Here is a 12,277-nt window from a genome sequence, read left to right as displayed (position 1 = left end):
CCTTGCTCCAGAACAGCGTCAGCGATCAGCCTTCGTGCGCACCGAACATGGTCTTGGCATAGGTGATGCCCAGGCCATACGAACCGCCGAAGCGCCTCGCGATGCCGGTGGTACTGTCATAGCTCTCGGTGCGCGCCCAGTCGCGCTGGAGCTCCAGCAGGTACTGCACGGAGGTCATCGGGCGCACGCCCGCCTGGATCATGCGCTCCATGGCGCGGTTGTGTGCCTCGGTCGACACGTCACCGCAGGCATCGGCGATCGCATAGACCTCGAAACCCTGGTCCAGCGCCGACAGCGTCGGCCCGACGATGCACACCGAAGTCCACAGGCCGGCGAACACCAGACGGCTCTTGCCGATCTCGTTGACGCGCTTGATCACGGCGGCGTCCTCCCACGTATTCATCGACGTGCGATCCAGCAGCGCCTGCCCCGGGAATGGGTCGGTAATCTCATTGAACATCGGGCCGGAGAAGCTTTTCTCGGCCACCGTGGTGAGGATGGTGGGCACCTTGAAGCTGGCCGCCGCATTCGCGATGAGCGCGGCGTTGTTGCGCAGGGTGATGGCATCGATCGAATGCGTGGCAAACGCCATCTGCGACTGGAAGTCGATCAGGATCAGGGCGTGATCCTTCGGGGTGAGCAGCGTTTTGGCGGGGGTCGGCGTAGCGGTGATGGACATGAGCGTTCTCCATGGTGCGAGAGGGAGCGCGCCGCAGGCCGAAGCCGGCGGCGCGTCCGGGTTGGATCAGGAACGGATGAACTCGAGCAAGTCCTTGTTGAGCTGCTCTGCATGGGTTGCTGCCAGGCCGTGCGGCGCGCCCGGATAAACCTTCAGCGTGGCGTGCTTGACGATCTTGGCCGTCAGGCGACCGGAGTCGTCGATCGGCACGATCTGGTCGTCGTCGCCGTGGATCACCAGCGTGGGCACCTCGATCTTCTTCAGGTCGTCGGTGTAGTCGACCTCGGAGAACTGCTTGATGCAGTCGTACTGCCCCTTGAGGCCGCCCATCATGCCCTGCGCCCAGAACGAGTCACGCATGCCCTGCGTGGCCTTGGAGTTGGGATGGTTCGCGCCGAAGAACGGGCCGGACAAGTCCTTGAAGAACTGCGAGCGGTCGGCCAGCGTCTTGGCACGGATGTCGTCGAACACTTCCATGGGAAGGCCGCCGGGATTGTTGGCCGTCTTCAGCATGATCGGCGGCACGGCGCCGACCAGCACTGCCTTGGCGACACGGGCATTGCCATGACGACCGATGTAATGCGCCACTTCGCCACCGCCGGTGGAGTGGCCCACCAGCACGATGTTCTTCAGGTCCAGCTTTTCGATCAGGGTGGCAAGGTCGTCGGCATAGGTATCCATGTCGTTGCCGTGCCACGGCTGGCCCGAACGGCCGTGGCCGCGGCGGTCATGGGCAATGGTGCGGTAGCCATGCGAACTCAGGAAGAACATCTGCGCGTCCCACGCATCGGCGCTCAGCGGCCAGCCGTGCGAAAACACGACGGGCTGCCCTTGGCCCCAATCCCTGTAATAGATCTCGGTGCCATCTCGGGTGGTGATCGAGCTCATGCTGTTTTTTCCTTGCTGGGGTGCGCGGGGGCCGTCGCTGCGACGGCCGGTGATGACGTGGAAAGGCCTGCCATGGGCAGGACCAAGGCGGCAGATGCGGCGGCGACGCCTCCAAGAAAGGCGCGCCGGGCGGGATCCATGTCCGCCTGAGGGTCTTTGCTCGACATACGGACTCTCCTGGTGCACAGGCCGGATGCAAAACACGCGACGGGGAATGCCCTCGCGCGTACCGGCGTGCGATGCGGTCAAGACATGAAAACGAAGTCATTCATGGGCAACGGCGATGGCCGCTGTCCTTCGTCATTCTTGACTGTCACGCCGTGGAGACGTACCCCCGATCACGGCAATCTTGCCTACCCGATCAGGTAAATGACGTGAAGCTCACGTCTGCCAAACGCGCACGCCCGCCTTGCGTCAGGCTGATGTAACCGGAGCGTTACACCGCCATGACGCGCCGGGTCAGCCGTCGAAGAAGCCGCGATTGCGAGCCAGCGTGACGGCGTGCGTGCGATCGAGCGCGCCGAGCTTGGTCATGATGTTTTTCAGGCGCGCCTTGACCGTGTCTTCGGATACGCAAAGAAGATCGGCGATGCGCTTGTTGGTGTGGCCGGTGGCCACCAGGCGCAGCACGCTCAACTCGCGGTCGCTCAGCATTTCAGACCAGGCATGCGAGGCGATCTCGCCCGCCACCTCGGTCGCCACCACGCGACGGCCTTTCATGACGGAGCGGATGGCGGCAAGGATCTCGTCGCGCGTGGCGGTCTTCAGCAGGTAGGCACTCGCACCGAACGTGAGCGCACGCTTGACCCGTGCGTCGCCCGGGTAGGAGGTGACCACGATGATGCGGGCCTGCGGAAACTCGCCGCCCAGTGTCGAAATGGCCTGCAGGCCGTCGACACCGGGCATCTGCAGATCGATCAGGGCCACATCGGGGCGCAGCTCGCGGTAGCGCACGATGGCCTCGGCGCCATCCGCCGCCTGGCCGACCACGGCCATGTCCGGCGCACTGCCGATCGCAGCAACAATGCCGTCGCGCATGATCGGATGATCATCCGCAATGAGAACCCGGATGCGCTCGGCATCGGCTGTCACGATGTGGACCTTCGATACATGGCTGCCTTCCCTGCGCGGACGGAGGCGGGGAGTCGCCCGGCATGCCGTGGCACTATCCCGTCCCGCCTGCGGGTGATCAATGCCCATTCGGGTGATTCTGTGTTCGCGCCGCGGCACCTATGGCCAGGGCACACGGAACGATATGCTGCCTCCCGTCGGCATGCATCATGCCGCGCACACTTTTCCACGGAAACCCTATGTCGATGCCCGGATGGCTGGCCCGTGCCGGTCGCCACACGCTGCCACTGATCGTCGCCGTGTTGCTGGCGTGCATGACCGCCAGCCACGCCGACGAATCGCCCGGTTTCCGTCGCCGGCTGTGGACGACCGAAGCCGGCACGCCCGCCGACATCTGGACCATGGCCCAAGGCAAGGACGGTTATCTCTGGCTGGGAACCGGCAGCGGGCTCTACCGCTTCGACGGCTTCCGCTTTGAACGCTTCCAGCCCGCAGCCGGCGAACGCCTGCCGTCCAACGACATCACGGCCCTGGGCATGCAGGAAGACGGTGCGCTGTGGATCGGCTTCTATTACGGCGGCGCCAGCGTCGTCCGCAACGGCCACCTGCACCACTACGCCACCGAACAGGGCTTCCCGCGCGGCATGGTGCTGGCCTTTGCACGAACCGGCGATGGATCGCTGTGGGCCGCCACCGAAGGCGGTCTCGCACGCTTCGACGGCACACAGTGGCAGGTCGTGGGCGCCGACTGGAATTACCCCACGGCGCGCGCGGACTGGCTGCTGGTCACGCGTGACGGCACGCTCTGGGTCACCACCGGGGAGTCGCTGGTGTTCCTCAAGCCAGGCGAACACCGCTTCCAGCGCACTGACCAGGCGGTGGCCAAGTACGCCATCGTGGCGCAGGCCAACAACGGCACGCTGTGGCTGTCCGACCATCTGCATGGCACGCGCGCCCTGCCCGGCCTCACCGCCGACCATCCCGAGAGCTCACCCGCCGAATCGCCCGACGACACCGATTTCAGCTGGGCCAACCGCCTGCTGTTCGATCGCTACGGCAACCTGTGGGCGACTCGCGTGGACAAGGGCGGCATTTATCGCGTGAACGCGGTGGACCCGTTGGCCAGCGGACGATCGCTGCGCGCCGCGGACTTCTCGGAATCCATCGGCCGCACCAGCGGACTGGTTTCCGAGCGTGCCGTGCCGCTGCTGGAAGACATGGAAGGAACCGTGTGGGCGGGCACCAACATGGGACTGGCCAGCTTCCATCGCAACAGCTTCCAGACACCCGACTTCGTGCTGCCCGGCGCGGCGGCGAACTACGCCATGACAAGAGACGCCAGTGGCGCCGTCTGGATCGCCAATGGCGGCACGCTGTTCCGTTTCGATGGTGAGACCGGCAAGGTGGTACGCCGCGACCTGAACGACGTGATCGACATGCAGTTCGATCGCGCCGGTGACCTGTGGCTGGTCGGCCGGAACCGGTTTTTCCGGCTGCACGATGGCGTACTGAGCGCGAATGACTGGCCCGTCTCGCCCGACCTTACCCGTGCCAATGCCTTCGCCATCGACAGCAAGGGCGAACCCTGGCTGGCCCTTGCCGAGCGCGGCCTCTACCACCTGCACGAGGGCCGGTGGTTGCGCGTGATGCCCGTGCCGTCCGTCGCCGATGACACGCCCGCCTCCCTGGGCAGCGACGAAAGGGGCGGGCTCTGGATTGGCTATACCGGTAATCGACTGGTGCGGCTCGACGACAAGGGCGCGCGGCTGTTCACCGAAGCGGACGGACTGCACATAGGCACCATCACCGCCATCCGCGCACGCGGGGACGAGGTGCTGATGGGTGGCGAACAAGGGTTGGCGCGCGCAGCGCATGGGCGGATCACCTCACTGGACGTTGCCGATGACGACGCCTTCATCGGCGTCACCGGCATCGAGCGCACGCCCGGCGGCGATCTGTGGCTCAACACCGGCAAGGGCGTGGTGCATATTGACGCCGACGAAGCAGCAGAAAGCTTTGCACAGCCCAACCACCGCCCCGCATACCGCCTGTTCGATTACCGCGACGGCTTGCCCGGCATCGCCAAGCAGGCGGCGATGTTGCCGACCACCCTGGTCGACGGCCGACACCGCCTGTGGTTCCTGACCAACCAGGGCCCGGCATGGATCGAGCCGGATGCGCTGAGCAGAAACCCCCTGCCGCCGCCGGTGGCCATCGTCGACATCATCGCCAATGGCAAGCACTACCCGGCAGACAGCCGCATCCACTTGCCCAAGGGCACGACCAACCTGCAGGTGCGATACAGCGCGGCCAGCCTGGCCATTCCCGACCGCGTGCGCTTCCGCTACCGCCTCGACGGCGCGGATGCCGGCTGGCAGGACGCCGGCATCCGGCGCGATGCGTTCTACGCCAACCTGGGCCCTGGAACCTACGAGTTTCGCGTCATCGCCGCCAATGACGATGGCGTGTGGAACATGCAGGGCGCCGAGACCCGCCTCACCATCGCCCCGTGGTTCTACCAGTCCGCGTGGTTCTACGCGCTGTGCCTGCTCGGCATCGTCGCCCTCGCCGCCAGTTTCTTCGTCTGGCGCACGAGACTTGCCGCCGACCGGGTACACCTCCAGCTGACGGAGCGCATGAATGAGCGCGAGCGCATCGCCCGGGAAATCCACGACACCCTGCTTCAGGGCGTGCAAGGGCTATTGCTGCGACTGCAGGCACTGATGGCCGGCCCGAACAGGAGCCAGGCGCACGACGAAGCCCTGCACGCTGCCATTCAGCAGGCCAGGAACATGGTGATCGAAGGTCGCGACAAGATCATCGCGCTGCGCGGCGAAGCGTCCCGACAGAACGAACTGGTGCAGTCGATCCTCGCCGTCGGCGAGGATCTGGCATCCATCCATGCGCCCACGGCCTTCCGCATGACCACGGACGGAAAACCGCGGCTGATACTGGCCAGTGCGCGCGACGAGATCGTGGACATCGTCCGCGAGGCGATACGCAATGCCTTCCTGCATGCGCGGGCAGACCATGTGGACGTGCAGGTGGATTACCAGAAGCGCGCCTTGCACATAAGCATTGCCGACGACGGCAGCGGCATCGGCGACGGCATACTCGAATCGGCAGCCAAGGCGGGCCACTGGGGCGTGGTCGGCATGCGCGAACGCGCGGCACGGCTCGGCGCCACGCTCACGCTCCGGCAACGCCGCCCGCAGGGCACGGAATGGCAGCTCCGCATTCCCTGCCGCGCCGCCTACCTGCCGCCCCGACAGAACACCTGCAGCATCGAGTAACAGCGGGCGTCTTCCGTGGCGCGATCGCCATCGCGCCGGCCGCACCATCGATACCCTCTAGCCGCGAATATCGCGTCGAGACAACGCGCCCTGTCTTTTCGGCACGCTCATTGAGCCACCCTGAAAACGATAAGGCTTATATTTAGCTTATTAATTGTCTTAACAAAACTTATAATCGTCTTAGCGTAACTAAATGCGATTATTATCGCGATTTTCGAATAATCATTTTGTTGTCAACCTGTCATATGCCCGCCCTACGGTGTCGCCCCGCTTTGACACCTTTCTGATAATCAAACGGGCATCTCATGACACGGCAACTTTCAGCGCCCATCGCGCTCGCTCGCACCACGCTTGCTCTCTGCCTTACCGCTGCCATCGCGGCGCCTGCCTGGGCGGGCGACAATGCCGCCACGGATACCAGCGCCACGCCGCAGCAGGCCAAGAGCCTGGATGCCGTGCAAGTGACGGGCACCGACGCGGTGACCAACATCGCGCCCTCGCAGGGCTCCATGGTTGCCACCCAGCCGCAATCGATCATCGGCCGCACCTACATCCAGGAAAACGTTCCGCCGACCGGCGACTACACCGACATCGCGTCCATCGCGCCGAGCGTGTACACCGTCGCGCCGAATGGCTCCGGCCTGATGGAGGCGGCGGTCGTCTCCATCCGCGGCTTCCAGGATGGCCAGTACAACGTGACGTTCGACGGCATCCCGTGGATGGACTCCAACGACTTCACCCACCACTCCACCTCGTACTTCACCAACCAGCAGACCAATGCCGTGACGGTGGATCGCGGCCCCGGCACCGCCAGCACGCTCGGCAACGCCACGTTCGGCGGCACCATTTCGGTGGACACGATCAACCCGCAGAAGCAGTTCGGCATCAGCCCCTACGTCAGCTACGGCAGCTGGGACACCGCCGTGGAAGGCGCCACCATCAACACCGGCGCATTCACCAACAGCGGCACCAGCGCGGTGCTCAACCTGCAGAACAGCACGTCGGATGGTTACCTCACCTATGCCGGCCAGCGCCGCCAGAGCGTGTTCGCCAAGCTGATCCAGCCGCTGGGCGAGAACACCACGCTGACCTTCGTCGCCATGGCGAACAACCTGCACCAGTACGTGCCGTTCGGCGCGACCAAGGCGCAGATCGCCCAGTATGGCAACAACTATGGTCTGAACGACGACCCGACCAGCCAGGCGTACTACGCCTACAACAAGGACGAGATCAACACCAATCTCGGCTATATCGGCCTGCACTCGGCGTTCGACGGCTGGACGTTCGACAACAAGGTCTACACCTACGGCTACAACCACTTCGGCTACAACGGCCTGGACCCGAACGGCGAAACGCCGAACGGCACGGCCTATGGCACCGACAATGTCCCAGGCCAGCACATGCGCAACACGAACCGCTCGTGGGGCGACATCTTCCGCGTGGGCAAGGAACTGGGGCCGGGCGAACTGCGTGCCGGCGTGTGGTACGACCACCAGGACGATATCCGCTGGCTGTATGAGTTCGACGACACGCTCAACCAGCTCAACCCGATCAACAACCCCGGCGCGGCCACCTTGCAGGATGCCGCCGTCGATCGCCGCATGAACGACACGCTGATCACCATCCAGCCGTTCATCGAATACCAGTGGAACATCACCGACAACGCGTATGTCATCGGCGGCGTGAAGTACAACAACTTCGAGCGCGACCTGAGCGCCACGGTGAACCAGAAGACGGGGACGCCGCTCGACTATTCCAAGAAGTGGAACGCCACCCTGCCCTCGGCCTCCTTCCACTACGCCTTCACCTCCAGCTGGACGGCGTACGCGCAGTGGGCCAAGGGTTACCTCGCGCCCAACCTCAACCTGCTGTACGTGCCCAACCCGGCGGTTTCCGACAGCGCCGTGGCCCCGGAAAAGACCACCAACATCCAGCTCGGCACCACCTGGACGAATGATCGCCTCACGTTGTCCGGCGACGTGTACAAGATCGACTTCAACAACTTCGTGCAAAGCCACAAGGTCGGCGGCATCACCGAGTTCTACAACGGCGGCGGCGTGCACTACAAAGGCATCGAACTGGAGGGCACCTACCTGCTAGGCGCCGGTTTCAGCGTCTATGCTAACGGCTCGCTCAACCGCGCCATCCAGACCACCGACAACCAGTGGAACGCCAACACGCCCCACAAGACCGCCGCCCTGGGCTTCACCTACAGCAACGGCGCCATCTACGCCTCGCTGGTCGACAAGTTCGTCGGCAAGACCTACTACACGGCCAACGCGGAAGATGACACGCCGATTGGCGGCTACGCGATCACCAATTTCGCCGCCAGCTACAAGTTCGATCCGCACATCACCGACGTGAAGGACTTCAAGATCGGCGTGCAGCTCAACAACCTGTTCAACAACACGCACATCAACGCCCTGGCAGGCACCACAGGGGCGGACAACACGCCGCTGTACTGGACCATTCCGGCGCGCAACTTCAACTTCACGATCTCGGCGGACCTGTTCTGATGAAGCGCTCCGCCCTCTTGTTGCTGGCACTGCTGGCCAGCCAGTCCGCGATGGCCGATGGCGGCACGCCCAGTCATGCCCTCATCGCACTGTCGAACCTGCTGCCGCCACCGCCGGCGGCAGGCACGACGGAGGCCAGCCAGGATCTGCAGGCAGTGCTTGCGGCGCAGCAGTCCCGGACGGCCGACGAACAGTCGGCCGCCACAGCGGATACCGAGCGCTCCGTATTCCGCTTTGCGGATGCGCTCGGCCTGACCGCACAACCTGCCACCTTGCCGAAGACCGCCGCGTTCTTTGAGCGCGTCGCCAAGCTCGACAAGACCGAGGCGGCGGACGCCAAGCTTTACTGGCGACGCCCCCGCCCCTCGGTGACGTCCGACCAGGTGCATCCGCTGTCCAAGGAGAAGCCGGATGACTGGAGCTATCCGAGCGGGCATGCCACTTTCGGCTACACCACGGCGATCCTGTTGGCCAACATGGTGCCGGAGCGGCGCGCGGCGATCTTTGCCCGCGCCGACCTGTATGCGCAACACCGCATCACCATGGGTGCGCACTTCCCAAGCGACGTGGAAGCCGGCCGACTCGCCGGCACGGTCATCGGCGCGCAACTGCTGCAACAAACCGACTGGCAGCCGGACTACCAGGCAGCGCGCGCCGAACTGCGCACCGCCCTGCATCTGCCAGCCTCGTCTCCAACATCACCCTGAAACAAAACCAGCGGAAGCGGCCGGCGCCCATTCAGGGCGCCGGCCCATGCCAGCGAACGAACGGGCGTCGCGTGACGGTGGAACCTGGCGTCCGGTGTCTCTCGATTTGATCCGGGGCGCCCCTATATTGGGGAACGCATCGCTCTTTCGACGTCCGCTCAGCCCGTGTCCCAGCTTTCGCTATTCACCCAAGGCCCTCTCGTGCTGCTGGACGATGCCAGCGGCCGGATCGTGTACGAGGAAAACGTGATCGGCGCCCAGGAAGCCGCGCGCTGGCATGAGCGGTTGCTCGACAGCCCGATCTGGCGACAGCAGCGCCGCATGATGTACGAGCGGGAACTGGACGTGCCGCGCCTGACCTCCCATTTCTCCGCTGCCGACCCCGGCTTGCCATGGCCATTGGATGTGGCACTGGAGCGTGTCCGCGCACTCACCGGCGAACGGTTCAACAGCATCGGCCTGAACCTCTATCGCAACGAACATGACAGCGTGGCGATGCATAACGACCGGCTCGGCGACCTGCAGGAAGGCCACCCGATCGCCCTGATCTCACTGGGCGCCACGCGACGCATGCACATCCGCAACAAGAAGCACGCCGCCGCTCGACGCCTGGACCTGGACCTTGCCCCCGGCAGCCTGTTGCTGATGAGCTTGGACACCCAGCTGCATTACGACCACGGCATCCCCAAGCAGGCCCATCCGGTGGGTCCGCGCATCAGCCTGGCCTTTCGCACGCGCAAGCCGGAGTGACGCCGTTGGCGCGACGAGACATGGGCATCGCGCTGAACTCCATCCATACGATTCCTTGATCCGGCCATCACCTTCGCACTGGCTACCATGCCCCCAGACGCCACGCCGGCGTTGGCAGGGGAAACGCGAATGCGAACGTTGGCCACGCGTGAACGGAGCACACCATCGATCGCCGAGCGGGCGGCCTTTGACGAAGCCGTGGCCATCTATACGCGGAAGGTCGCGGACTGCCGCCGTCGCCGGCTGGGCGCGGACCTGCTGCTGGTACTGGCCTGCGTGATGCTGGCCAGCAGCGGATTGTTTCCTCCCGTGTTGAGACTGGCCGCCCTGCCGGTGGCATTCGGCCTGGCCTGGGCCGGCGTTCACCTGGGGGAATGCGCCGCCCGCGCACGGGCACGCCTTCGCTGGTAGCCGCAAGCCCGCTACAGGCGCACTCACTGCAAGGCGCGCCACGCCAAGGCGGCATCGGGAAAAATCGCCGATAGCGGCAGCCCCACCGCCTCGCAGGCATCCATCACATAGCGCAACGAACGTGCCGCCTCGCCGTGCTGCAGCGCCACGGGCACATTGAAGATTTCATACTCGATGGCCTCCAGCATGCGCAACGACCACTCGTACAAGCCATCCGAGCGGCCGTCGAACCATTGCCGCAACCAGTCCCGCAGGGAGCGCAGCGCAAGCCCCTCGCGTTCCGCCACCTCGTGTAGCTCGGCGGTCACCTCCGGGCAAACTCCGCGAAACCATTCGCTATAGCCCGCGGCGGCATCCGGCACGGCGAGTGGCGGCGGCGAACGCTGGTCGGCATGCCGCAGGATGATGTCGCGCTCGATCTTGCGCGCCTGCGCCAGACGCCCGGTTTCCAGCAGGCGGCCGCGATCCAGATCGAACACGTCGAAGAATCGTCGATGCAGGGCGCGCAGGCGCACCAGCGGCTGCCGCGAGTAGCCGATCTTCAGCAGATCCTGCTCCCGCCACGGAAACAGATAGACATAGGTACGCCCTTTGCCGAGCGTCCTGGGCATGGAGAATTCGTCCATGGTCACGATAGTGACATCAACACCCGCGGCGCGCGTTACCCCGATACGCGCGGCCACTTCCATGCGTACCAGACGATCAACAAGGAGAGGATGATCTCGATGACGCCAAGGAACAGATAGAACGTCCAGGCGCCCGGCATCGACACGGCCATGATGAGTGCATACAGCAGACCGAGGATCATGTTCACTGTGCGCCCCAGCGCCGGCTTCATCACCAGCGAGAGGAACACCATCACGCTGGGCACAGCCATCAGCACCGACGTACCCAGCAATACGCCCTGTGTCGTCGGCCCGAGCGGCCCCATCTTTCCCTGCAGCATGTCCTGCAGTATCCCGGGCTGATAGAGCCCGAAGTAGTCGCCATAGATGTAGCAGAACATCAGGCTCGCCCACAGCCCGGCAAGCTTCAACTTGACGGGAACCGGCAGGTCTTCGAGGGCGGACTTTCCATGGGGAGCGGGTGCCATGCGTATTCCTTGCCGACAGATGGAAGTCAGTGCGACGGCGACGGCATACGCCATGTCCGTCGTTGTCAGTTTTCCTTGCTGAGCTTCAGATCATTGAACTTGCGCCGCTCGATCAGGGTGGTGACCCTGCCGCGCTCATCGCGCTGGAAGATCAGCAGATTCCGCTCGTCGTCGGCACCCATGAACACATCCTTCGCCACGGGCTGCAGCGTCGTGACCGGACCGCCCTGCCGGGTGGCAACACCCAACGCGCCGTGGTCGACGGATACCGTCCACGCACGACCCGGTGCAAAACGATACGTTCCCGCGTAATCGCCAGGCATAAGGCCGGGAACGTCCAGCGTCGGTGGCGCTGTCGGAATGGTCACGTCCTGCGCGCCCGCCAGCTTCCACTGCCCACCTTGCCTGACAAAGGTCAACAGCGACCGGTAGCGCACCACGAACGACTGGCCGAAATAGGATTCGCGCTCGTACTGCTCGACGCTGAGCAGCGCGCTATCGCCATGCAGCCAGGCATGCGGATCGCGCATCTCCATGCTGCCCGTGACGCCGGTGGGAAACCGGTGCAGCGAGGCGATGGTTTCAGCTTTGCTGGCCACCCGCCCGAATTCGTCGATGATCACCGCATCGTCGGTCACCGATTGCTCCCATGGCGTCTTGTCACCCACAGGCAACGCATCCATCAGCCGCTGGGTGGTCTTGACCAGCTCGTCGCGCAAGGCCGTGGGCGCCTCCCCGGCATGTGCCGCCAGCGCCCCGCACAACCCAAGGACAAGCATCGTTGCTGCAACTCGCTTCGTTGGCATGCCGGCTCTCCCGCAATGCCCCGAAGCATGCACGGCGGGCACCACCGCAAGCCCGTGCTTGAA

11 protein-coding genes are annotated in these 12,277 nt (G+C 64.6%); 5 read left to right on the top strand and 6 right to left on the bottom strand.

All coding sequences use genetic code 11. From position 1 onward, the window contains the following. Window positions 1–25 precede the first annotated feature (25 nt). From HY57_RS12610 to HY57_RS12600, 3 genes are all read right to left on the bottom strand, one after another. The gene (locus HY57_RS12610; protein WP_019467210.1) at window positions 26–679 is read right to left on the bottom strand and encodes a hydrolase; all 654 of its coding nucleotides are present in this window, start codon (window positions 677–679) and stop codon (window positions 26–28) included. Window positions 680–745: 66 nt separating this feature from the next. Then, window positions 746–1,567 (bottom strand): alpha/beta fold hydrolase, encoded by an 822-nt coding sequence (locus tag HY57_RS12605; protein ID WP_019467211.1) that lies wholly within the window; start codon window positions 1,565–1,567, stop codon window positions 746–748. A 459-nt stretch (window positions 1,568–2,026) separates the two neighbouring features. Further along, complete coding sequence (locus HY57_RS12600) at window positions 2,027–2,659, bottom strand: response regulator transcription factor (RefSeq protein ID WP_019467212.1); 633 nt, start codon at window positions 2,657–2,659, stop codon at window positions 2,027–2,029. A 218-nt stretch (window positions 2,660–2,877) separates the two neighbouring features. Between HY57_RS12600 and HY57_RS12595 the strand changes: the two genes are divergently transcribed. The 5 genes from HY57_RS12595 to HY57_RS12575 all read left to right on the top strand — a co-directional run bounded on the left by HY57_RS12595 (window position 2,878) and on the right by HY57_RS12575 (window position 10,315). Continuing rightward, window positions 2,878–5,931: a sensor histidine kinase gene (locus HY57_RS12595; RefSeq protein ID WP_019467213.1), complete on the top strand. Its 3,054-nt coding sequence runs from the start codon at window positions 2,878–2,880 to the stop codon at window positions 5,929–5,931. A gap of 305 nt (window positions 5,932–6,236) precedes the next feature. Then, window positions 6,237–8,447, top strand: a complete 2,211-nt coding sequence (locus tag HY57_RS12590; RefSeq protein ID WP_019467214.1) for a TonB-dependent receptor — start codon at window positions 6,237–6,239, stop codon at window positions 8,445–8,447. Continuing rightward, window positions 8,447–9,154 (top strand): acid phosphatase, encoded by a 708-nt coding sequence (locus HY57_RS12585; protein ID WP_019467215.1) that lies wholly within the window; start codon window positions 8,447–8,449, stop codon window positions 9,152–9,154. Before HY57_RS12590 ends, HY57_RS12585 begins: the two co-directional genes overlap by 1 nt. A 165-nt stretch (window positions 9,155–9,319) precedes the next feature. Continuing rightward, window positions 9,320–9,904, top strand: a complete 585-nt coding sequence (locus tag HY57_RS12580; RefSeq protein ID WP_038579771.1) for an alpha-ketoglutarate-dependent dioxygenase AlkB — start codon at window positions 9,320–9,322, stop codon at window positions 9,902–9,904. A gap of 129 nt (window positions 9,905–10,033) precedes the next feature. Further along, window positions 10,034–10,315 carry a hypothetical protein gene (locus tag HY57_RS12575; protein WP_019467217.1) on the top strand — a complete coding sequence of 94 codons (282 nt, stop codon included), beginning with the start codon at window positions 10,034–10,036 and terminating at the stop codon, window positions 10,313–10,315. Between the two features lie 23 nt (window positions 10,316–10,338). Here HY57_RS12575 and HY57_RS12570 read toward each other — a convergent pair whose 3' ends face one another. From HY57_RS12570 to HY57_RS12560, 3 genes are all read right to left on the bottom strand, one after another. Further along, window positions 10,339–10,926, bottom strand: coding sequence for a GIY-YIG nuclease family protein (locus HY57_RS12570; protein ID WP_144240818.1), 588 nt, complete (start codon window positions 10,924–10,926; stop codon window positions 10,339–10,341). A gap of 50 nt (window positions 10,927–10,976) precedes the next feature. Further along, window positions 10,977–11,408: a DUF6326 family protein gene (locus tag HY57_RS12565; protein ID WP_019467219.1), complete on the bottom strand. Its 432-nt coding sequence runs from the start codon at window positions 11,406–11,408 to the stop codon at window positions 10,977–10,979. Between the two features lie 65 nt (window positions 11,409–11,473). Continuing rightward, window positions 11,474–12,214, bottom strand: coding sequence for a DUF4440 domain-containing protein (locus HY57_RS12560; RefSeq protein WP_158407929.1), 741 nt, complete (start codon window positions 12,212–12,214; stop codon window positions 11,474–11,476). Window positions 12,215–12,277: the final 63 nt, after the last annotated feature.

The organism is Dyella japonica A8, assembly GCF_000725385.1.
Taxonomy (GTDB): Bacteria; Pseudomonadota; Gammaproteobacteria; order Xanthomonadales; family Rhodanobacteraceae; genus Dyella; species Dyella japonica_C.
Note: the sequence above shows the minus strand (reverse complement) of the source record. Positions and strands in the feature narration are given on the sequence as shown.

Coding starts and splice junctions, on each gene's coding strand:
- HY57_RS12610 (WP_019467210.1), bottom strand. CDS start 679: ATGTCCATCACCGCTACGCCGACCCCCGCCAAAACGCTGCTCACCCCG.
- HY57_RS12605 (WP_019467211.1), bottom strand. CDS start 1,567: ATGAGCTCGATCACCACCCGAGATGGCACCGAGATCTATTACAGGGAT.
- HY57_RS12595 (WP_019467213.1), top strand. CDS start 2,878: ATGTCGATGCCCGGATGGCTGGCCCGTGCCGGTCGCCACACGCTGCCA.
- HY57_RS12590 (WP_019467214.1), top strand. CDS start 6,237: ATGACACGGCAACTTTCAGCGCCCATCGCGCTCGCTCGCACCACGCTT.
- HY57_RS12585 (WP_019467215.1), top strand. CDS start 8,447: ATGAAGCGCTCCGCCCTCTTGTTGCTGGCACTGCTGGCCAGCCAGTCC.
- HY57_RS12575 (WP_019467217.1), top strand. CDS start 10,034: ATGCGAACGTTGGCCACGCGTGAACGGAGCACACCATCGATCGCCGAG.
- HY57_RS12570 (WP_144240818.1), bottom strand. CDS start 10,926: ATGCCCAGGACGCTCGGCAAAGGGCGTACCTATGTCTATCTGTTTCCG.
- HY57_RS12565 (WP_019467219.1), bottom strand. CDS start 11,408: ATGGCACCCGCTCCCCATGGAAAGTCCGCCCTCGAAGACCTGCCGGTT.
- HY57_RS12560 (WP_158407929.1), bottom strand. CDS start 12,214: ATGCCAACGAAGCGAGTTGCAGCAACGATGCTTGTCCTTGGGTTGTGC.